24 protein-coding genes are annotated in these 21,032 nt (G+C 58.5%); 11 read left to right on the top strand and 13 right to left on the bottom strand.

Features of this window, described 5'->3' with window-relative positions; all coding sequences use genetic code 11:
- The gene (locus tag H9Q16_RS02205) at positions 1 to 399 is read right to left on the bottom strand and encodes a cytochrome c (RefSeq protein ID WP_191073734.1); all 399 of its coding nucleotides are present in this window, start codon (positions 397 to 399) and stop codon (positions 1 to 3) included.
- 589 nt (positions 400 to 988) lie between these two features.
- On the opposite strand from H9Q16_RS02205, the gene H9Q16_RS02200 reads away from it, so the two are divergent.
- The 5 genes from H9Q16_RS02200 (at position 989) to H9Q16_RS02180 (ending at position 3,602) form a co-directional block, all read left to right on the top strand.
- Positions 989 to 1,192, top strand: coding sequence for a hypothetical protein (locus H9Q16_RS02200; protein WP_191073733.1), 204 nt, complete (start codon positions 989 to 991; stop codon positions 1,190 to 1,192).
- A 157-nt stretch (positions 1,193 to 1,349) separates the two neighbouring features.
- Entirely contained in the window at positions 1,350 to 1,751 is a 402-nt protein-coding gene (locus tag H9Q16_RS02195) for a PaaI family thioesterase (protein WP_191073732.1), read from the top strand.
- Positions 1,748 to 2,221, top strand: coding sequence for a YybH family protein (locus tag H9Q16_RS02190; protein WP_191073731.1), 474 nt, complete (start codon positions 1,748 to 1,750; stop codon positions 2,219 to 2,221). The genes H9Q16_RS02195 and H9Q16_RS02190 overlap by 4 nt, the downstream gene beginning before the upstream one ends.
- Before the next feature lie 41 nt (positions 2,222 to 2,262).
- Entirely contained in the window at positions 2,263 to 2,940 is a 678-nt protein-coding gene (locus H9Q16_RS02185) for a hypothetical protein (protein WP_191073730.1), read from the top strand.
- Entirely contained in the window at positions 2,940 to 3,602 is a 663-nt protein-coding gene (locus H9Q16_RS02180; protein ID WP_191073729.1) for a DNA-3-methyladenine glycosylase I, read from the top strand. Before H9Q16_RS02185 ends, H9Q16_RS02180 begins: the two co-directional genes overlap by 1 nt.
- Here H9Q16_RS02180 and H9Q16_RS02175 read toward each other — a convergent pair.
- Entirely contained in the window at positions 3,599 to 4,009 is a 411-nt protein-coding gene (locus tag H9Q16_RS02175) for a c-type cytochrome (RefSeq protein ID WP_246455437.1), read from the bottom strand. The genes H9Q16_RS02180 and H9Q16_RS02175 overlap by 4 nt on opposite strands.
- 100 nt (positions 4,010 to 4,109) lie before the next feature.
- Here H9Q16_RS02175 and H9Q16_RS02170 point away from each other — a divergent pair, with 100 nt between their 5' ends.
- On the top strand, positions 4,110 to 4,544 hold the full coding sequence (locus H9Q16_RS02170) for a DMT family transporter (protein WP_191073728.1): 435 nt from the start codon (positions 4,110 to 4,112) through the stop codon (positions 4,542 to 4,544).
- Between the two features lie 55 nt (positions 4,545 to 4,599).
- On the opposite strand, the gene H9Q16_RS02165 is transcribed toward H9Q16_RS02170, so the two are convergent.
- The 5 genes from H9Q16_RS02165 to pepT all read right to left on the bottom strand — a co-directional run bounded on the left by H9Q16_RS02165 (position 4,600) and on the right by pepT (position 10,530).
- A complete protein-coding gene (locus H9Q16_RS02165) occupies positions 4,600 to 5,580 on the bottom strand; it encodes an Ldh family oxidoreductase (protein ID WP_191073727.1) in 981 nt (326 codons plus the stop codon).
- Positions 5,581 to 5,592: 12 nt separating this feature from the next.
- A complete protein-coding gene (locus tag H9Q16_RS02160; protein WP_191073726.1) occupies positions 5,593 to 6,282 on the bottom strand; it encodes an ABC transporter ATP-binding protein in 690 nt (229 codons plus the stop codon).
- Positions 6,275 to 7,567, bottom strand: a complete 1,293-nt coding sequence (locus H9Q16_RS02155) for a lipoprotein-releasing ABC transporter permease subunit (RefSeq protein ID WP_246455435.1) — start codon at positions 7,565 to 7,567, stop codon at positions 6,275 to 6,277. Before H9Q16_RS02155 ends, H9Q16_RS02160 begins: the two co-directional genes overlap by 8 nt.
- Positions 7,568 to 7,781: 214 nt before the next feature.
- Positions 7,782 to 9,122 (bottom strand): proline--tRNA ligase, encoded by a 1,341-nt coding sequence (proS, locus tag H9Q16_RS02150; RefSeq protein ID WP_191073725.1) that lies wholly within the window; start codon positions 9,120 to 9,122, stop codon positions 7,782 to 7,784.
- A gap of 166 nt (positions 9,123 to 9,288) precedes the next feature.
- On the bottom strand, positions 9,289 to 10,530 hold the full coding sequence (pepT, locus tag H9Q16_RS02145) for a peptidase T (RefSeq protein ID WP_191073724.1): 1,242 nt from the start codon (positions 10,528 to 10,530) through the stop codon (positions 9,289 to 9,291).
- A 146-nt stretch (positions 10,531 to 10,676) separates the two neighbouring features.
- On the opposite strand from pepT, the gene H9Q16_RS02140 reads away from it, so the two are divergent.
- The 5 genes from H9Q16_RS02140 to H9Q16_RS02120 all read left to right on the top strand — a co-directional run bounded on the left by H9Q16_RS02140 (position 10,677) and on the right by H9Q16_RS02120 (position 17,205).
- The gene (locus H9Q16_RS02140) at positions 10,677 to 11,192 is read left to right on the top strand and encodes a fasciclin domain-containing protein (protein WP_191073723.1); all 516 of its coding nucleotides are present in this window, start codon (positions 10,677 to 10,679) and stop codon (positions 11,190 to 11,192) included.
- Between the two features lie 219 nt (positions 11,193 to 11,411).
- A complete protein-coding gene (locus H9Q16_RS02135) occupies positions 11,412 to 12,494 on the top strand; it encodes an AI-2E family transporter (RefSeq protein ID WP_191075126.1) in 1,083 nt (360 codons plus the stop codon).
- A 1-nt stretch (position 12,495) separates the two neighbouring features.
- Positions 12,496 to 13,179: a P-loop NTPase family protein gene (locus tag H9Q16_RS02130; protein WP_191073722.1), complete on the top strand. Its 684-nt coding sequence runs from the start codon at positions 12,496 to 12,498 to the stop codon at positions 13,177 to 13,179.
- A gap of 66 nt (positions 13,180 to 13,245) precedes the next feature.
- Positions 13,246 to 15,420, top strand: a complete 2,175-nt coding sequence (locus H9Q16_RS02125; protein ID WP_191073721.1) for an RNA degradosome polyphosphate kinase — start codon at positions 13,246 to 13,248, stop codon at positions 15,418 to 15,420.
- Between the two features lie 186 nt (positions 15,421 to 15,606).
- Positions 15,607 to 17,205, top strand: coding sequence for a Ppx/GppA family phosphatase (locus H9Q16_RS02120; protein WP_191073720.1), 1,599 nt, complete (start codon positions 15,607 to 15,609; stop codon positions 17,203 to 17,205).
- On the opposite strand, the gene H9Q16_RS02115 is transcribed toward H9Q16_RS02120, so the two are convergent.
- From H9Q16_RS02115 to H9Q16_RS02090, 6 genes are all read right to left on the bottom strand, one after another.
- Positions 17,190 to 17,489 carry a VOC family protein gene (locus tag H9Q16_RS02115; protein ID WP_343067816.1) on the bottom strand — a complete coding sequence of 100 codons (300 nt, stop codon included), beginning with the start codon at positions 17,487 to 17,489 and terminating at the stop codon, positions 17,190 to 17,192. The genes H9Q16_RS02120 and H9Q16_RS02115 overlap by 16 nt on opposite strands.
- Positions 17,490 to 17,578: 89 nt before the next feature.
- Entirely contained in the window at positions 17,579 to 17,944 is a 366-nt protein-coding gene (locus H9Q16_RS02110) for a hypothetical protein (protein ID WP_191073719.1), read from the bottom strand.
- Positions 17,945 to 17,991: 47 nt separating this feature from the next.
- Positions 17,992 to 19,017: an endonuclease/exonuclease/phosphatase family protein gene (locus H9Q16_RS02105; RefSeq protein WP_191073718.1), complete on the bottom strand. Its 1,026-nt coding sequence runs from the start codon at positions 19,015 to 19,017 to the stop codon at positions 17,992 to 17,994.
- Positions 19,017 to 19,697: a molecular chaperone DjiA gene (locus H9Q16_RS02100; RefSeq protein ID WP_191073717.1), complete on the bottom strand. Its 681-nt coding sequence runs from the start codon at positions 19,695 to 19,697 to the stop codon at positions 19,017 to 19,019. Before H9Q16_RS02100 ends, H9Q16_RS02105 begins: the two co-directional genes overlap by 1 nt.
- 31 nt (positions 19,698 to 19,728) lie before the next feature.
- Positions 19,729 to 20,214 (bottom strand): GNAT family N-acetyltransferase, encoded by a 486-nt coding sequence (locus H9Q16_RS02095; RefSeq protein WP_191073716.1) that lies wholly within the window; start codon positions 20,212 to 20,214, stop codon positions 19,729 to 19,731.
- Positions 20,211 to 20,822 (bottom strand): VOC family protein, encoded by a 612-nt coding sequence (locus tag H9Q16_RS02090; protein WP_191073715.1) that lies wholly within the window; start codon positions 20,820 to 20,822, stop codon positions 20,211 to 20,213. Before H9Q16_RS02090 ends, H9Q16_RS02095 begins: the two co-directional genes overlap by 4 nt.
- Between the last annotated feature and the right edge of the window lie 210 nt (positions 20,823 to 21,032).

Genomic DNA, 21,032 nt, shown 5'->3' with positions numbered 1-21,032 from the left:
CTATTGCTGCAACCTTTCAAGATAGTCCACCAAATCAACAATCGCGCGGCTGGTCATGATCGGCTGACCGGTCTCCGCCTTCAAAGGTGTATCGTCACCTTCGAAGAAATCCCCGTAGATCGGCATTGGCGAGCCATGGCTTACCAAGGGATCACGCCCGTCGATGCGCATAACCACGCGGGCGGTAGGAAAGATCCCATCGTTGCGCGCGGCAAGTTCGCGCAAATTTGTTGGTTGCAGCAACAGGACAGGGGCCATAGGGCCTTTGCCCGTCCCTTCGAGACCGTGGCAGGTGGCACAGTGGGTTTCAAAAAGGTCCTGCCCCCGACCCGCGCCTTGGGCGTGGGCGGCTCCGGTCAAGGCGAAAAGGCATGTGAGGGCGATGAGGGTAGGCTTCATGCGGCGTCTCCTTTGGCTGTTCAGTCAAAAGATACCGGAGCCCTTGCGCACATTCCCTGATCTGGATCAATCCCGCACCGACAGCAGGCCGCCGCGGGATCACGGGATTACATCATGTATGTCGCCGCCGTCAAAACCCAGACGGTCATCATTGCGCTAAAACCAACGGCGGTAGGGAGGATGACTTTGATGATTGTTTTTCCTTTCCGGGCAACCCTTGGGCTGCGGTGCGTGCCGCAAAAGCTGCTTGCCCCTGCGATCTGTGGAAGAGATATGGGCGCAGCGGTGAATTGAAAAGGGACCGGCCGGTCACCAATGGTAACCTCCCCGGCATCATCCTGAAACAGTATGGCGCGTTTATGGGAAAATTATTCTGTATCAGAACGTTGCAAGGCCCTTGCCGGCACTTGGACCCCGCTCTGTCGTAAAGGGGTATCCGCCTTTGGATCAAAAGCACGCCTCCACAGCCATCGGCAAAATGGCATGCGAGCGCCTTGCAAAGGCACCAATCCCACCACAAAACCGCCATGAAACCACCACAATTTCCTGACATTTGAACCTTCGTTTTGTATTGTTAGAGAGTGCCCAGATGGATTATTTCCACTCGCAGACCGGTCCATACCGTGATGACGTTACCCGCCTTCCCGCCACTGAAACTCTGATTTTGTCCGCATTCGTGCTAGCGGCCATTGTCCTATCGGCTGTCGTCGTCGGTCTGACATTCGGAGAGAGCTGGACAGAGTGGTCCGCCTGGATCAGTTTGTCCCTTGGTCCGCCAAGCGCGCAGGGCTAGTCTGGTCAAGCGCAATGGGGCGGCTTAGGGTGCATGCCCATCGGTATTCCGAACGGCCATAATTATCCGATTAAAGCACCTCATCTCTGGTGAATCCCGACCTACCCAAAGGGCGTCAATGCCCTTAGGGTAAAGGAATCCACCAAGAGAAATTGCAATGACACCTGCGGACGCCCAGACCTTTCTTGATGATAATTTCGCCCCTTGGGTCCGCGCGCTTGACATCTGCGTCAGTGAGGTGACGCCAGAAAAGACGGCGCTGCGCATGCCGATCACGGATGCCCTTAACCGAACCGGGGGCATCATTTCAGGTCAAGCCCTGACCGCTTTGGCGGATACCGCAATGGTTCTCGCCTGTGGCGGTCACGCAGGCGAGATGATGCCGGTTGGGACAGTCACGCTCGACACGCAGTTCCTGCGCCCCGGTACAGGTGACGCGATCCGGGCCGAAGCCGAGGTCACCCGAGCTGGTCGCTCGATGATATTCACACGCTGCACATTGATTGCGGAGCCATCGGAAAAACCCGTAGCGTTGGCAACGGCGACATTTGCGCGATGATGACTGCGAAGCATGTCAGCAAACCGCTTTTCAGGCCCATAGGAAAGCTTGTGCGTCTGCTGGCCCTTCTTTGCTTTCTGCAGCTACCGATCTCTGCCATGGCCGAGGACAACCCCATCATCGCACGCATGGCCGAGTTGGTCGCCGCCTACAACGCACAGGACGCGCAGGCAGTCGCCAGCTTTTATGCGAAAGACGGCATTCTGCTACCACCGGGACAAAAGGCAATACTCGGCTCTGAAGCGATTGCGGCGCACTACGCGGCCGCCTTTAAAGCGGGCGCTCGGGAACTGCAGTTCAAGACCTTCGACATTCGCCCACACAGCGACACGGCCGCGACTGAAATCGGCGAAACGGTTGTCATGGTAGGGCGTGATCGCATCGTCGGGCGATACATGCATTTGTGGCAGGTGATAGATGGCTCGCTGCTGCTGACCCGGGACATGTATCATATCCTGAAAGTGAACTGATTTCGCTTGCGCCTCGGCCATGGTCGCCCCCTAATGCGCAAATGATCCGCGCGTTGCTCTTGGTTTTGTTGTTGGCCTCTTGTGGCCGCCCCCTGACGGTGAACGAACGCGCGTTTCTGGACACGATCCATGGGGACACGCTTAATCTGGACCGGGTGCGGGTGATTGATGGAGCACCGACCCGTGCGGTCACTTTCAGACGCAAGCCGCGTCCCCGCACAACCTGTCGAGAGCTGATCCTGCCGCCATCCGAAGAGGCGATCGTGACCACGAAACCGGCGGCAATTGCCATCTATAACGCCGTGCTTTTCGACAAGGACTGGTACGTCGAGGATTACTTGCCCGACTACCCCGACAAGGTTGGACTGATCGCCGCCATGCTGTTTGCGCACGAAATGACCCATGTCTGGCAGTGGCAAAACCGCGCGCGCACGGGCTATTCGCCATTGCGCGCCGCGTCTGAACAATTTGTGACAGAAGACCCATATCTGTTCGATATCTCCAGCACGCCCAATTTCTTTGACTACGGGTATGAGCAACAGGGATCCATCGTTGAGGAATTCGTCTGTTGCCGCGCGTTGGCACCAACTGCGCCGCGCACGCAGCGCCTGCATGCCCTTATCGGGCAGGTGATGCCAGTCGCGCCGCTGACACAGGGGCGCCAGTCTGATGTGCTTTTGCCTTGGGATGGCGTCAAGATTGAAGGCATTTGCGGCTGATGCGGGATTTCTCTGAGATTTTTGCGATAGCGGCAGAACGTAAGGGCGGACCGGGAGCGTTGGAAAGCATGCTTACCGCACCCCTGACGGCCACTGCACTTGCTCAGGTGCCCGAAGACCGATGGCTGGCTCAGATGACGAAGTCGATCTTTCAGGCCGGATTCAACTGGAAAGTCATCGAAAACAAGTGGGACGGCTTCGAGACCGCGTTCAAAGGGTTCGACGTGGGCAAATGCGCCTTCATGGATGATGAATGGTTTGACCGCCTGCTGACTGATGTTGCGATCGTGCGCAATGGTACCAAGATCGCCACCGTGCGCGACAACGCGGCATTCCTGTTGGAGTTACGTGCACAAGGCGGCGCGGGTGAGGTTCTGGGTGGCTGGCCCTCTACCGACTTCATCGGATTGCTGGAGCGCTTGAAAGCAGACGGATCCCGCCTGGGTGCGGCCACCGGGCAATACGCCATGCGGTTCATGGGGCGCGACAGCTTCATCCTCAGCCGGGATGTGACAGCGCGGCTCATTGCTGAGGGCATCATCGACAAAGCACCAACCTCAAAGAAGGCGCTGAGGGCAACGCAGAATGCATTCAATACTTGGATGGACCAGTCCGGACGTAGTCTGACTGAGATCAGCCGTGTTCTGGCCATGAGCGTTTAGCGCTGAATGGCCTCCATATAGGCCAATAACGCGGCCAACGCGCGCGGCGTTGGGGTGTCGATACCGTCTACTTCCAGCGGCACCAAATCATCTGCCATCGCGCCGCCGAATTCCGGCATCACACGCGACAGGTGGCTGTTGCCCGGGTCACCGTAAATATAGCTTAGCGCCCGGGCGGTGGGAAAGACGCCGCCATTCTCACGGGCAAGCTGGGTCAGATCGCGCGGTTTGACGGCCAGGTCAGCCGCCAAGGGGCCATCCCCCTTCCCGGTCGGACCGTGGCAGGACTGGCAGTTATCAACGAAAAACAGCGCGCCCTCCTCTGGCTCGGGCATGGAAGGAGCAGTGCACGCCACAAGAACTGCCAAACCAGATGCGGCAGAAAGGGTGAAGATCAGTCTGATCATGGAAGTCTCCGTTAAATTGACGGGTCAGCAGCAGCCTTGCCCCTTTGCATGACAGCGGCCATGATCCAGATCAAGTGCCGCAACACAACGGAGACGTCCAATGGCCCATTACGCGCTGATCATGCTGGTGGCGGGTGTCGGCATTCCGATCCTTGCAGCGCTCAACGCCGCGTTGGGCGTACGGATCGGATCACCTGCGGCGGCTGCAACTGTGCTGTTCGTGGTGGCCTTTCTAAGCAGTCTGATCGTGGCGGTTGTCGCAGGACCCCAGGGGTTTGCGCGACTTGCAGGAGTGCCAAAGCATCTGTTTCTTGCGGGGGTATTGATTGCGTTCTACGTGCTGACAATCACATTTATTGCACCTCATTTCGGGGTCGGTAACGCGGTGTTCTTTGTGTTGCTGGGACAGTTGATGTCGGCTGCCGCCATTGATCACTTTGGACTTTTCGGCGCACAGGTCACGCCCATTGGACTGACCCGCGCAGCAGGCATTGCCGTGATGGCAGCAGGTGTCTGGTTGACCCAACTTGCCTGAAGCATAGGGATGGACGGATACTGCTTCTCGGACTCCCTCCAGGAATTAACCCCCATCAACCGTCGGCGAAACGCTTGAGCATTGCCCACACAGCATCGTCCACCGCAACCACATCCTGCGGCACCTTGCCCTGACCTGGCATTCGCGCGCCTTCGTCGACAGATGCTGCGGCCGCCAGCGCATGAAGCCGTTCGCCAAAATCAGGCGAGGCCGAAGGATCGATCAGAATGTAGTATTGTCCCAGATCATGCGGCGGTCCTTCGGGGGCCTTGAGCGGTTTGACATCGCGTGAAAGCACACCGCCTGTCATGCCCGCAGCGAGGATTTCACCCATCAGCCCAAAACCCCAGCCCTTGTATCCGCCCATGGACACAAGTGAGCCACCAAGTGCTGCCTCAGGGTCGGTCGTTGGATTGCCGTCCGCATCGACGGCCCATCCTTCAGGGATGCGCGTGCCAGCAGCCTTGGCCATTGTGATCTTTCCAAGCGCCACGGTTGTGGTGGACTGATCAAACTGCATGGCAACGCCGCCTTGGCCATCCGGCACTGAAAAGGCGATCGGATTGGTGCCGATTACTCGCGTTTTTCCTCCCGGTGCCGCCACAATGGGAGAGGCGTTGGTGAACCCGATCCCAACCATTCCGCCGCGTGCAATCTGCTCTGTGAAGAACCCCAGGGACGTGCAGGTATGCGCATGAGCAACCGCCAGCGTGGCAACACCACAGGCGCGCGCGGCGTCCAAAGCGTCGGGCAGGCCACGGGTGAATGCCGGCTGGGCAAAGCCGAATTTCGCATCGACCTGCACCAATCCTGGGCGCGGGGTACTGACCAATGGCGTGACGGTGCCGTTCACCCGGCCTGTGCGCAATTGCTGGCAATAGCTTTCCACGTAGTACAGGCCGCAAATGCGATTGCCGACAGATTCTGCAACAGCCACGGCCCGAGCAACTTCGGCGGCAACAAAATCATCCGCACCATGCGTTATCAGCGCAGATCGTGTCGTCTTCTCAATCTCAGGGACTGAAACTTGAACCATGATGTGTCCTTTCTAAGAAACCATGGGCACCAACTGCCCCGCCTCAAGCCTGATTTGTCGATCCATCCGCGCAGCCAGTTCAAGGTTATGCGTCGCAATCAACGCCGACAGCCCGGTGCCGCGCACCAGACCCATCAAGGTCGCAAAGACCTGATCGGCGGTCGCGGGATCAAGATTGCCCGTCGGTTCATCTGCCAGCAGCAATTGTGGTTGGTTTGCCAGCGCCCGGCAAAAAGCCACACGCTGCTGTTCGCCCCCCGACAGTGCGGCGGGACGATGACCGGCACGGTCCTCCACACCGACTTCCCTCAGAAGATCGCGCGCACGCGCCTCTGCGGTGCTTTTGCCCACTCCGTTGGCCAGTTGCGGCAGCGTGATGTTTTCCAACGCCGTGAACTCTGGCAACAGATGGTGAAACTGATAGATGAACCCCACATCTCCCCGCCTAACCCGCGTGCGTATGCGATCGGACTGACCGGTCATGTCGTCGCCTGAGACGTGAACGGTGCCTTGATCCGGCGTGTCCAACAGCCCTGCGATATGAAGCAACGTCGATTTACCGGCCCCGGAGGGTGCAACTAGCGCAACGATTTCTCCGGTGGCAATTTCCAGATCAACACCGCGCAAGACATTGATTTCATTTGGTTTGCCGTGGTTGTAGGATTTGGCGATCCCTGCAAGACGCAGCACCGGTTTACTCATAGCGCAGCGCCTCCACCGGGTTCATTCGGGCGGCTCGCCGTGCCGGGAAGATCGTGACGACAAAACTGAGCCCGAGCGAAAGCGCCACCGCCGACATCACGTCGGCGAATTGCAGTTTGGCCGGCAGAAAGTATATGCCGCGAATCGAAGCATCCCAGGCTGTTCCCCCAGAGAGGTAATTCACAAAACCAAAGATCTGGTCGACGTAAATCGCAAAGAAACAGCCAAGGATCACACCCAACACCGTCCCGATGATGCCCGTGAAAGCACCGCAGATGAAGAACACGCGCAGAACGGACCCTTCCGACAGGCCCATTGTGCGTAGGATGCCTATATCGCGGCCCTTGTTTTTGACCAGCATGATCAGGCCCGACACGATGTTCATCGCTGCAATCAGAACCAGCACACTGAGGATCACGAACATCACGCGATCCTCGATGTCCAGCGCATTGAGAAACGATCCCGACGCATCTCGCCACGTCCAGACCTGCCCCCGTTCACCTGCCGCCTGCAAAAGATCAGGCGCCATGTCATCAACCCTTTCGGGTTCTTCGACCATGACCTCAAGTTCATCCGCTATCCCGTCACGATTAAAGAAGGATTGCGCTTCCAAGAATGGCATGTAGATGCGCGTCCGATCAATGTCATACCGCCCGGCAGCAAAGACATAGACGATCTCATAGGCTTTGACCCTCGGGCTTGTGCCAAGGGCGGTACGCACCCCATTGGGGGAGATCAGCTTGATGGTATCGCCGACGCTGACGCCCAATGTGCGCGCCACACCGATGCCCACGGCAATCCCCTCTTCGAACCGATCAATCTCACCCAGTGCCTGATCCGATCCGGCAACGCGGGGGATCGTCTTGAGGTTTTCCAGCGTGATCCCATAGATTTCCACCCCTGCGTTCGCCTGAGACTTGTTCGCCATGACCTGCCCCCGAACAAGCGGCGCAACACGCGTCACACCCGGCACCTGCGCAACAGAAGCTGCCATGGCCTCGTACTCGGAGATCGAGCGGTCGACCCGCCCGCTCGCCTGAACTTCGCCGAACTGATAAATCGTCACGTGGGCATTCGCCCCCAGGATCGTATCCACAAACTCCGCTCGAAACCCTGATCGCACTGCCAGCGTGGCGATCAATGCAAAGACCGCCAGCGTTATTCCGATCAGGCTGATCCACGTCATCACACTGACCCCGCCCTCCGCGCGGCGTGCACGCAGATAACGCCAGGCGATCATCCACTCAAAGGGGGCGAATGGCGCTGTGCGGGTGGTCGTGGCCATGAAAAAGCTCCCTTGGATCGCGCGCAAACTGCTGTTTTGGCGCAGGCGCGTCAAGCGGCCTTTGCGAATGCGCTGCACCGCAACAACCCGGCCATCTGCCGCTGGGCACTGCCTTAAAACTCAAGCTCTGCGTCGCATCACGATCTGCCGCAGACCGCTCTTGTGGTTGCCTGTGCAGAATTGTGCCGTTTTCTCGGCCGATCAGCCAACTCTCTCAGGCGATCCCGGCATATATTTGCGCAATGCGCTGAACCGCCTCTTCAGGCGCCATTTCTTCGCTTGTTCCGCTGCGGCGCGATGTCAGCTCAACCACGCCATTTTTCAACCCGCGCGGCCCTACGGTGATCCGCCACGGCAAGCCAATCAGATCCATGGTTGCGAACTTGCTTCCCGCACCTTCTTTGCGATCGTCATAAAGCGGTTCAAGTCCCAAAGCGGTCAGGCTGTCATAAAGCGCCTGACAGGCTACATCGGCCTCTGCATCGCCTTGGCGCAAGTTTACGATCCCCGCATGAAACGGAGTGACTCCTTCAGGCCAGATAATGCCCTTGTCATCATGGCTTGCCTCGATAATCGCGCCCAAAAGACGGCTGACACCAATTCCGTGGCTGCCCATGTGCACAGGCACCGGCTTGCCGTCTGACCCTTGGACAGTAGCGCCCAATGGTTCTGAATATTTGGTACCAAAATAGAATATCTGTCCGACCTCGATCCCACGCGCGGTGCGCCGGCGCTCTTCGGGCACCTCGGCAAACAGCGCCTCATCATGGGTCTCGTCGGTCCGGGCGTATCTGGTTGTGAATTCTTCCATGATCGCCGCACATTGCGCCACATCGTCAAAGTCGATGTCGCGATCGCCAAATGTCAGATCGGTCACCGCGCTGTCATAAAACACCTCGGATTCACCGGTTTCGGCCAGCACCAGAAATTCATGCGTGTCGTCCCCACCGATAGGCCCGCTGTCGGCGCGCATCGGAATAGCCTGCAATCCCATGCGTTCATAGGTCCGCAGATAGCTGACCAGATGCCGATTGTAGGCATGCAACGCGTCTTCTTTGCTCAGATCAAAATTGTAGCCGTCCTTCATCAGGAACTCGCGCCCTCGCATCACACCAAAACGCGGCCGGATTTCATCCCGAAATTTCCACTGGATCTGATACATTGTCAGCGGCAAGTCCTTGTAACTGCTGACATGTGCGCGAAAAATGTCTGTTATCAGTTCCTCAGCGGTAGGCGTAAACAGCATATCCCGCCCACCCCGGTCTGTGATGCGCAGCATTTCGTCACCATAGGCATCATAGCGCCCGCTTTCACGCCATAGATCAGCCGACTGAATAGTCGGCATCAACATTGCCATGTGTCCGGCCCTGGCCTGTTCTTCGTGTACGATATTCTCAATCCGGCGCAACACCTTGAACCCCAGCGGCAGCCAGGAATAGATGCCCGCTGAGGCCTGCTTGATCATACCGGCACGCAACATCAACCGATGGCTGACAATCTGTGCCTCTGCTGGGTTTTCCTTGAGCACAGGCAGGAAATATCTCGACAGACGCATGGGGGCACTCTCCTTGGTATTGACGGTGCGAGGCCGTTGCTATGTCAAACCACCGCCCGACACAAACCTGTTCTTTCTCTGGCCAGAATATTCCCAGAGCGCGAGACAGCGTCTCGCACAGCGATTTGTCGCAGACAAATCAATAAAGTCGAAGGCGCGCCAGCGCTCAGCCCGCTGTCACCGCGGCCTTAGCCAATTCCAGTGCAACACGTGTTGCCAGCGCCATATCCTGCACCGAAATCCATTCCAGTGGGCCATGTATTTCTTGCATGCCGGTAAAGATATTGGGGCATGGCACCCCCATCTCGGTCAGGCGCGACCCATCCGTTCCACCGCGAATGGGAACGCTAACAGGCTCCAGCCCCACTGCGGCCACCGCCTTGCGCGCCAATTCCACTGGCGTCATGTCGTTTTCCAGCCAATACCGCATATTGCGGTATTGCGGCGTGATGGTGCAGGTGATCTCTGCGCGCGGTTCTGTCAAAGCCACCGTGTCACACACTGACTGCAACAACTCCCCTTTCTGCGCCAAGCCCTCAACTTCGAAATCACGCAGGATGAACTTCAACTCCGCCTCCGTCGATCCTCCGTTCAGATCCGTCGCGTGAATGAAACCTTCCATGCCTTTGGTTGTGTCCGGTGTCATTGTAGCCTGTGGAAGGGTCATCAGGATCCGCGCAGCAAGATGCAATGCGTTCACCATCTTCCCGGTCGCAAAGCCGGGATGGGCAGAAACACCCGTGATCTCGACCACTGCACGATCCGCCGAGAACGTCTCATACTCGATCTCACCCGGGCGCCCGCCGTCAAATGTATAGGCAAAATCCGCGCCCAGTTCAGCCGGCAGGCGGGCATCAACACCGCGGCCGATCTCTTCATCGGGGGTAAATGCCAACCGGATCGGTCCGTGCCGGATATCCGGGTTCGCAATAAGATGCCGGGCCGCTGTCATCGCAATGGCGATACCCGCCTTGTCATCCGCTCCCAGCAACGTCTGGCCAGATGCGGTTATGATGTCGTCACCCACCTTGTCCGCCAGATAAGGCGCGTTTTCCGGCGATAGCTTCAGATCGGGCGCATCAGCAAAGGTTATGTCTCCACCGTTATAGTGTCGGTGCACCACAGGCTTTACCCCTGCGGCATGGAACTGTGGCGCGGTATCTACGTGGGCCAGCCACCCCATTGTGGGCCCATCGACAGTCCCCGGGATTGTCGCAAGGACCACGCCATAATCTGTCAGAGAGACGTCACTGGCACCCATCTCTTCAAGCTCCGCAACAAGCATGCGCGACAGAACAAGCTGAATGTCCGTGCTGGGCTTATCCGCAGATGTTTCATCGCTCTGGGTATCGACGGCAGCATAGCGCACCAGTCTGTCCTCAAGTTCATCATCAAAAGATGTCCGCACGCGCGTACTCCCTTCCGTGCTCGTCGGATCAAACATTTCAGGGACATGACAGCTTTGCGAGCACCGTGATCCAGGCGGCTTTCACTGGCGTATCCCTCCTGCATGTCAACACGGCATGACAGGTACGTACAAGGAAGGAATAGAAGATGACGAAACTTCACATGATGGCCGCCGCGACAGCAGCCGCACTCACACTCAGCTCCACGGCTCAGGCCGCCAACATTGTAGAAATCGCCGCAGGTGATGATCGCTTTTCCACACTCGTCGCAGCTTTGGGGGCAGCCGGCCTCGCCGACACTCTACAGGGACCCGGCCCCTTTACTGTCTATGCCCCAGTAAATGACGCCTTTGCCGCGTTGCCTGACGCCACTGTCGAAACATTGTTGAAGCCCGAGAACAAAGATCAACTCACCAACATCTTGCTGTATCACGTCGACGACCGGAACCTGCAAGCTGAAGCGATCCCCGAAGGCTCCAACTATTTCAAGCCGGTACTTGCATCAGAGCGGTTGTGCATCACAAAGAATGCCGAAGGCGTGTCCATCGCAGATGGGTCCGGTGACACAGCCAATGTGGTGATCGCCAATATTCAGGCCGACAACGGCGTGATCCATGTGATTGACAAGGTCCTTTTGCCCGGCACTCGTCCGGCCTGCCACTGACCCTTCCCGACACAGACATGCAGGGTGCGGTACGCCATCGCACCCTGACCGGATGAGTTTAGCACGCCCACGATGGACCAGCCCTAGGTGGCAAATACCCCCACACTGGCCGGCGGTTCTATCCCTTGTTTGACTTCCTAACCACCCATTTCCCTGCAAACCCTTGAAACGGGCCGCTGCATGGGCGATGTCAAAGTGGAGCAATCACGGAAGCTGCGCATGGCATTGCCGATCAAGGATCAATTGAAATACTGGGGCCTGACCGCTGCCGTTTTCGCGGTGATCTTGTGGTTTCTGGGAGATGTCCTGCTGCCGTTTGTTCTGGGTGGCGCAATTGCCTATTTCCTAGACCCAGTTGCCGACCGGCTTGAGCGCATGGGACTAAGCCGTGCACTGGCGACGGCGGTGATTACGGTCGTGGCTATTTTGATATTCGTGATCATGGCCTTGCTGGTAGTGCCGACATTGGTGAATCAGACAGCCAATCTGATAGAAACCGCCCCACAGCTTACCCGCGATTTCACCGATTTCCTGACGACGCGCTTCCCCTCCATCCTTGAAGAGGGGTCTACCTTGCGCTCGTCGATCAATTCGATCGGCGCCACCATTCAGGAACGCGGCGGGCAGGTGCTTGAGGCGGCGCTGGCCTCTGTCTCTTCAATTCTCAATATCATTCTGCTTTTCGTCATTGTTCCGGTTGTCGCAGTCTACCTTCTGCTGGATTGGGACCGCATGGTGGCCGCCATCGACGACATGCTTCCACGCGATCACGCGCCAACGATCCGCCACCTGGCGCGGGAAATCGACGGCACGCTGGCGTCGTTCATCAGGGGCATGGGCACGGTCTGTCTGATCCTTGGGACCTACTATGCGATCGCGCTGATGCTGGTGGGGCTCAACTTTGGCCTGGTCGTCGGATTTATCGCGGGTCTCGTCACCTTTATCCCCTATCTGGGCGCCCTGCTGGGGGGTGCGCTGGCCATCGGGCTGGCGCTATTCCAGTTCTGGGGCGATTGGGTGTCCATCGGGATGGTCGCGGGCATTTTCGGACTTGGTCAGGTGGTCGAAGGCAATGTGCTGACCCCCAAACTGGTCGGCAGCTCGGTTGGGCTGCATCCGGTCTGGCTCATCCTTTCGCTTTCGGTCTTCGGCACGCTCTTTGGATTTATCGGCATGCTGGTTGCCGTACCGGTTGCGGCCGCAATTGGTGTGATCGCGCGTTTCGCAGTGGACCGGTATCAACAAAGCCTGCTCTATCGCGGGGTCGACGCTGGCCCAACCGAAACGCCGGACAAACGCTGACATGATCGAACAGCTTGGCCTTGACCTGCCCAGCCGCACTGCGCTGGGGCGCGACGCTTTCTTTGTTGCCCCGTCAAACGCGATGGCGATGGCAATGATCGACGCCTGGCCCGACTGGGCAGGCGGAAAGCTGGCCCTCACCGGGCCTGCAGGATCGGGCAAGACACACCTGACCCACGTCTGGGCCGAAAGGGCAAAGGCCACGATCCTATCCGCCCGCGACCTTTCAGCAACCGATATCCCGACCTTGGGCCGCAGTGCCTTGGCGGTGGAAGATATCCCCGACATCGCATCAGATGAAAGCGCGCAGGTCGCCCTGTTTCACCTCCACAATCTCGTTCTGGCTGAGGAACATACGCTTTTGCTGACGGGCACGGGCCCGGTGCAGCACTGGGGCCTCACGCTGCCTGATCTTGTCAGCCGCCTGCGCGGCGCAACTGCTGTCGCACTGGAGCCACCCGATGATGTACTATTGTCCGCTCTGCTGGTCAAACTCCTCGCGGACCGTCAACTGACACCCAAGCCGGATCTGGTCCCCTATCTGCTGCCCCGTATAGACCGCTCTTTTGCCGCAGCAATTGCGGTGATTGAACAGCTTGATTCCGCCTCCATCGCGCTCAAACGGCCCGTTACCCGGGCGCTGGCGGCTCAAGTGCTGGACAAAGGCGATGCCCCCGAGGAATAATGCCAGCCTTGGTCGCATCCGCCAACCTTTCGTAAAACTGTCATAATCCAACGCCACAAGGCCTCAATGAACCAAGCCGATTTCCTCAAGGCCCCGTTTCCGAAGGCCGCGCATCTGCAAGACCTCGACATCCACGGTCCGGGCCGGTTCTTCAATCGAGAGCTGAGCTGGCTCGCGTTCAACTGGCGCGTGGTGGAGGAAGCCGAAAACCCCCGCGTGCCACTTCTGGAACGCCTGCGCTTCCTGTCGATCTCGGCCGATAACCTTGATGAATTCTATACCGTACGCGTCGCGGGCCTGCGCGAGTTGGCGCAGGCAGGCAACACCACGCCCGCGGCTGACGGGCTGACCCCTGCCGAACAACTGGTGCTGATTAACGAAAACGCGCGCAATCTGATGATGACGCAACAGCGTGTACTCGTCGATCTGATGGCTGAGATGGACGCGCAAAACATCATGCTGGAACGCAACGCGGACCTGACCAGCGAAGACCGTGCTGCCATGGCCGAGGTCTTTCTCAATCAGGTTTTCGCAGTTCTGTCGCCACTGGCGATCGATCCCGCGCACCCCTTTCCCTTTATCCCCAACACTGGCTACGCGCTGGCACTGCAACTTGAACGCACCAGCGATAAACGCCCGCTGCAGGCGCTGCTGCCGATCCCTGCCCAGATCGATCGTTTCATGCCCCTGCCCGCACCAGAGGGCGTGTTGCGGTATCTGCCGCTCGAAGACCTGCTGGTTCTTCATATCCCGGACCTCTTCCCGGGGTATGTGCTGAAATCCCACTTCGAATTCCGCGTCCTGCGCGACAGCGATCTGGAAGTGGAGGATGAGGCCGAAGACCTCGTGCGCGAATTCGAGGTCGCGCTAAAACGCCGTCGCCGGGGAGAGGTCGTTCGTCTGACCCATTCCTCCGGCGCGCCGGAAAAGCTCAAAGCGGTGGTAATGGACGAACTGGGCGTTCAACCCCGTGACGTGATCGAAATCGATGGCATGATCGGTGTTGATGATCTGTCAGAACTGGTGACCGATGCGCGCCCTGACCTGCTTTGGCCTCAGTTCACCCCGCGTGTGCCAGAGCGTGTGATGGACCATGACGGCGACATGTTCGAGGCGATCCGCCAAAAGGACATGCTACTGCACCACCCCTATGAAACCTTCGATATGGTAGTGCGCTTTCTCAATCAAGCCGCCCGTGACCCGAACGTCGTGGCGATAAAACAAACCCTTTATCGCACGTCACGTGACAGCCCCATCGTCGAGGCCCTCTGTGAAGCTGCCGAAGATGGCAAATCCGTCACCGCATTGGTAGAGCTCAAGGCCCGCTTCGATGAGGCCGCCAACATCCGGCAGTCCCGCCGTCTGGAACGCGCGGGCGCGCATGTGGTCTATGGCTTTATCGATCTCAAGACCCACGCCAAGATATCAACCGTGGTGCGGCGGGAAGGCAGTCAGCTGGTCACATACACCCACTACGGCACCGGCAACTATCACCCGATCACGGCCCGCATCTACACAGATCTGAGCCTCTTCACTTGCGATCAGACGCTCGGACGCGATGCAACCAAAGTCTTCAACTACCTTTCAGGCTATGCACAACCAGAAGCGCTGGCCAATCTGGCCATCTCACCCACCACACTGAAACCCCGCCTGCTGGAAATGATCCGGGCCGAGGCAGATCACGCAGCGGCAGGTCGCCCGGCGGAAATATGGGCCAAAATGAACAGCCTGATCGACAGCGAGGTCATCGACGCGCTTTACGCGGCCTCTCAGGCGGGCGTGAATATCAGCCTTATCATCCGTGGCATCTGCGGTCTGCGGCCGGGCGTGCAGGGGCTTAGCGACAACATCCGTGTCAAATCGATCGTCGGCCGGTTTCTCGAACACTCCCGTATCGTCTGTTTTGGCAACGGCAAGGGCCTGCCTCACAAGAAAGCCCGTGTCTTTATCTCGTCCGCAGACTGGATGGGGCGTAACCTCAACCGGCGGGTCGAGACCCTGGTGGAGATCGAGAACCCCACCGTCAAAGCGCAGATCACCAGTCAGATCATGGCCGCCAACCTGGCCGATGTGGCTCAAAGCTGGGTCATGGGGCCAGACGGAAGCTTTCAACGCCCTGCCCTCGAAGAAGGACGCTTTGCCTTCAACTGCCACCGCTTTTTCATGGAAAACCCGTCCCTTTCCGGTCGTGGGTCGGCGGGCGCCTCTGATGTACCCAAGCTGACGCACACCGAAGACTGATGTTTCACCCTTTTCTCAAATACCTCTGCACAACGCCAAACGCGCACGCTCCGTCGAAAGCGGGGGCTCAGACACGCCACAAAAACCGATATGTCTTGAGGGCCCATGGGCCCTCTCTTTCGGATCACGATTGACCTCCCCCACCCCCTGCCCCATCTTGCACCCCATCAACCGGCAGGAGACGGCATGGCCCAGTTGACCGAACACTCACCCCCCGTCCCCGAAACCGGGGTTGCCGATTTGGGGCCTTTCTCAAAGCCGCTGTTCGAAGACCCAAGTGCGCGCAAACTTGCCCGCGTGGGCGTGGTCGACGTCGGCTCAAATTCCGTCCGGCTGGTGGTCTTTGATGGTGCCGCCCGGTCGCCTGCCTATTTCTATAATGAAAAAATCATGTGCGCCTTGGGGGCCGACATGGCCGACACAGGGCACCTCAGCATCGAGGGCCGCGCCCGGGCCCTGTCGGCCATGAAGCGCTTCAAAAAGTTGGCCGATGGTATGGGGTTAAGCGAACTGACCTGCGTGGCAACAGCAGCCGTCCGCGATGCAACCGACGGCAAGGCGTTCTGCGAAGAGGTGCGGCAAGCGACTGGCCTTCGCATCTGGGTCATCGACGGCGAAGAAGAGGCCCGGCTTTCCGCACAAGGTGTGCTGCTGGGCTGGCCCGGGGCCTATGGGCTGGTCTGTGACATCGGCGGCTCTTCGATGGAGCTTGCCGAGATCTCGGGTGGCCGCGTGGGCCGCCGCGTGACCAGCCAGCTTGGCCCGCTGAAACTGCGCGATATCAAGGGCGGCGCCAAGGCGCGCAAGGCCCACATCAAAGAGGTCATGGAAACGCTCGAAGACCGCATGGGCAGTCAACGCGACCGTCTGTTTCTGGTGGGCGGCTCCTGGCGGGCTATCGCGCGCATCGACATGTTGCGGCGCGGCTATCCGCTGCATGTGCTTCATGAATACCGCATGACCCGAAAATCCGTTTCTGCAACGGTCGAGTATATCCGCAAGAACGACGTCGAAGACCTGCGCACGCTCGCCGGGGTCTCTGCCACCCGTGCCGCGCTTGTGCCCTATGCCGCCGAAGTCTTGGGCCGCCTGATCAAGACCTTCAAGCCAAAGGACATCGCGATCTCGAGCTATGGTATCCGTGAAGGGATGCTCTACGAACAGATGCCACAGCGCCTGCGCGACCGCGACCCTCTGATCGAGGCCTGCCGCTTTGCCGAAGCCAAGGACGCCCGCATGCCAGGCTTTGGCAAGGCTCTCAATTCCTTCATCGCGCCGCTCTACAAATCCGCCTCCGGCCCGCGCAAACGCATGGTCAAGGCGGCCTGCCTTCTTCACGATGTCAGCTGGCGCGCGCATCCCGACTACCGCGCCGAGGTCTGTTTCGACAACGCCACACGCGCCAACCTTGGCGGTCTGAAACACTCTGAGCGCATATTTCTGGGACTGGCGCTGCTGCATCGGTATTCGAACAAGCGCGAAAACACGCGCTTCGAAGACCTTTACGGGATGATCGACGAACGGACGCGGCTCGAGGCCGAAGTGCTGGGCAAAGCCATGCGTTTCGGGGCGATGTTGTGGATGAATAAGGATGAAGAACGCGGCGAACTGCGCTGGTTTCCTCAGAAGAAACAGCTTGAGTTATGGCTGACGCCCGACATGGTACCGCTTTTTGGCGAAGTGGCAGAGGCGCGGCTCAGTTCGCTGGCCAGCTCGCTCGGGGCGAACGTGACAGTAAAAACCCGTAAGCGCGGCAAACGCGTCCCAGATCAGATTTCGGCGTAAATCTCCAGCAGATTGCCATCGGGGTCGCAAAAGAAAAGCGTGCGGTGGCCAAAATCCCGATCCGTTGGCGGCGATACGACATCCACCCCCTGCGTGGTCAGCACCTCATGACAGGCATCGACATCGTCGACTGAAACACAGAACGCCAGCTGCAACCCGGCTGTCCCATAGGGGACAGGGGTATCCGCCGCCGTCAATCCCGGTGCAGACAACGCCAGCGTATTTCCGCCAATCTCATATTCGAACCAGTTATCAGACAATTGCCGCGTGAGATTAAAGTTCAGGAAACCTTCCTAGAAGGCCCGCATCGCGGCCATGTCGCGGACAATGATGACCGTATAATCAATCGAACTGATCGCATCGAAAGGGTTTTTCACAATTCGATCTGCGGCTCAGGTTCGGTCTTTTCCGCAGGTGGCGTCAACGGATGATCCGGCTTTCGTCGAATGATAATATCGCCATTTGGCAGAATCTCGGGTGCCTGATACGCGCTCCAATCTTCCACCTCCTCCAGGATCTCAGCCAGCTTTGGGCCCATCTCATCAGCAAAAAGCCGCAGCGCGGGGCCCATCTGATCGGCCAGCCCTTCAAACTCTTCAATGGCCGGCTGCATTTCTTTCAGCAGCCCCTCAAGAAACAACTCGGCACCCCGCTCCATCAATGACGGACCCTCTGCCTGCGCCCGCGCAGCAGGAGCGAGAAGCGCGATAGCAATAATGGCGGCGATAATAGGTTTCATACCCTTCAATATAGCAGTCCCGCGCTCAGATTTCGAGGTTTGCCCGGTCAATCGTCAAAATCGATGGTTACCGGGAAATGATCCGATGCTGTGATCAGCGCATCACGCAACGTGGGTTGCCGCCAGCAATCGGGGTCATCCAGAGGGTGCCAGATGGTCCAACGGGCACCCCGTTGTCGGAAATGCGGTGTTACCATGATGTAATCCAACAGTGCCTGTAAGTACCGCTTTTCCTGCCGGATCCAAAATCTGGACGTCGTGGGCATGGCCGCAAGATTGCGGCTGAGCGCCTGTTTTGCATGCGGATCAAACAACATGTCTGGTCCGTCATTGCCCAGAACGATCTCAACCGAAGATCGGCCAAAGAGGTTTTCAAATTCATCAAGGCCCGGTCCGTCGTTCATGTCCCCGGCCACGATCAGCGGTGTGCCCGCCTGCAAATGTTCCTCAACGCGGCCTCGAAGCCAGATTGCCTGCGCCAATTGCTTGCGCCGGTTCGCAATGCCAAAACGCAGCGCCTCTGCCGGTGAGCGCGCGCCATGAGGTGCTTTGGACTTCAGGTGCACACCGATCATATGAAACGCGAGGCCATTCACCGTTTGCAAATTCAGTTCCAGCGGCGGCTTGGAAAACGCCACAAGGTCTTCGGTATTGTCGATGTCGAGATCAATCCGCAGCGCCCCGTCAAAGCGTGGCGCGCCCGGTGCCCCGTCTGATCCGCTGAAGACACCTTGGGGGGCATGGGTGGCCGTCAAAACGTCAGGATCGTACAGCAGCGCGATTTCCTGCTGCGTGTCGTTTGAGAAACCCATCACCGCATGCCGGGCCCTGAGCGAAAATCGCTCGGCAAAATGCTCAAGCGATTGGACGGTGGACTGGTTTTTACTCTGATCTGGTGCCTCTACCACCATCACCGCGTCAGCATCCAACGCCTGAAACACGATACCCAGTGCCGCTGTCTGCTCAGCCCGCGTAACCTTGTAGCGGGCGGACCATTCCCCATCATCGAATAGCTGATTGTGCTGGTCAAAAAGGGCGGCAAACCATTCGACGTTATAGGTTGCAATCCGCATCAGCTGTGTTTGCCAGACAGGGTTTCCCACGCACGATTGATATCGATCATGCGCTTTTGCGCCATGCTGATCGCTTCTTCCGGCAGGCCACGCGCGACCAGCGCATCGGGATGATTTGCCCGCACCAGTTTGCGCCACGCGTGCCGCGCCTCTTCCAGCGAAGCATCAGCCGGCACGCCCAATACCGTGTGCGGCAGGGGGGATGCATCTGGTACAAACCGAACCTTAAGCGCGGCAAATTCATCGTCTGACAGGGCGAAAATCCCGGCCACTTCTTCAAGAAACGCGTTTTCGTTCGGGTGATATATCCCGTCAGCCATCGCAATGTGAAAAAGACCCTCCATCAGGTCATGCAGCATTTCGGGCTGGCCCTGAAACATCGCGGTGATCCGCCGCGCGTAGTCATCAAATCCCGCCACATCCTGACGTGCAAGGTCAAAGACCCTGGCCGCTCCGGCCGTGTCATCATCCGCGATCTGGAACACTTCGCGAAAGGCAGTCACCTCATCGCGGGTGACCAGCCCGTCCGCCTTTGCCATCTTTGCCCCCAGCGCAATCACGGCAATGGTAAAGGCCACTGAACGCTCCGGTGGGCTGCGCAACCGGTCAAAAACCAGTGCGAGGCTTTCGCCAGATGAAAGCGCTGACAGCGCCTCGGTTATGCGGGTCCAGATCGACATGAGGGGACTTTAGGCGTTGGCGCCGGGGAAGTCAGCGTGTTGCAAGCGTTTTCTGCATCAAAATCAGGTCAAGCCACTGACCCGCCTTGCGCCCGACCTCTGGCATCCGGGCGGTTTGGGTAAAGCCAATCTTTTCGTGAAAAGCGACGGCATCGGGGTTTGCCGACGAAATGCCCGCCACCATGATGTGTTTTCCTTGTGCAGTAGCAGTAATCTGTGCGCGTTCCATCAGCGCCCGCCCGGTTCCTTGCCCCTGAGCCTTGGGTGACAGGATGATTGTGTGTTCTACGGTTGCTAGATAACCGGGGCCGCTGCGAAAAGCGCCATATGTTACAAAGCCGGTGATCTTGTCTGCACCCACCACCCAAAAGGCATCATGTCGCTGGGCAATCAGATCCGCGATTTCCTCCGGTGTCTTTTGCTCGGTGGTGAAGGTGGCCAGGGTATCGCGGATCATGGCATTCCAAAGGCTGCAAATGCACGCCGCGTCGCCCGTCACTGCAGGACGGATCGTCACACCAGAACCCGTTCGCCGGTCGGGGTATCAAACCGCGCCACCAACCTGGCGGGCCCGCTATCAAATGAGACCCTGGCATCCTGAAGATGCGGGGCCAGTAACATGGCCAGCGCTTCGGCTTCGGGATGGGCCACTTGAAGTGCTGTCAGGCGGCAACGAGACGGGGTAAGCCGCGCGGCAGGATGGGCGTCGCCGTCCCATTGCATCAGCGCCGGCGCGCATCCGTCAAACGGCAGGATACCGTTCGCCGGCACTGCCATCCGCCAGCGCAAATCTCCGCGTTGCAGCGACACCGGTTTTCCGAAAGCATCGGGTAAAACAGACAATGTCGCCTCTAGGTCCGCACATCGACATATCCAGTTGCTGAACCGTGGCGGTCCATCAAACCGGTCCAGATCAAACCAGCGCGGGCGGCCTGGGCGGGGCGCATCGGGATTGGTCGAAATCGCTTCAAGGTAAAGGCCGTCTTCAAGTCCCAAGAGCATGTTGTGTGTATGAAAGACCGCATGCTCGCCCCCCTGCTGCAGCGAAACACCCAAGGTGTCCTCTACATGGGCTGTTGCCGCCGCGCGCGTCAGTGCGGAGATCGCAATATGGTCGAGTTCCATGAGGCACTCCTGTCCTTAAGGGATACATGAGCCGTTCCCATCACCCTAGCGAGAACCACACATGGCATCCAGCAGGCGAAGAACAAAACGAAACCCTAACTGGCCATTGTGATTTGACGGATCATCCTGAATTTCGCACTATCGTGGGGCCGATGCGTTCGAATTAGACGACGATTATCAGTCTTTCATCGGCACAATGTCGCATTTGAG

Source organism: Sulfitobacter aestuariivivens (assembly GCF_014763045.1).
GTDB lineage: Bacteria > Pseudomonadota > Alphaproteobacteria > Rhodobacterales > Rhodobacteraceae > Sulfitobacter > Sulfitobacter aestuariivivens.
This window is presented reverse-complemented; position numbering and strand designations above follow the sequence as displayed.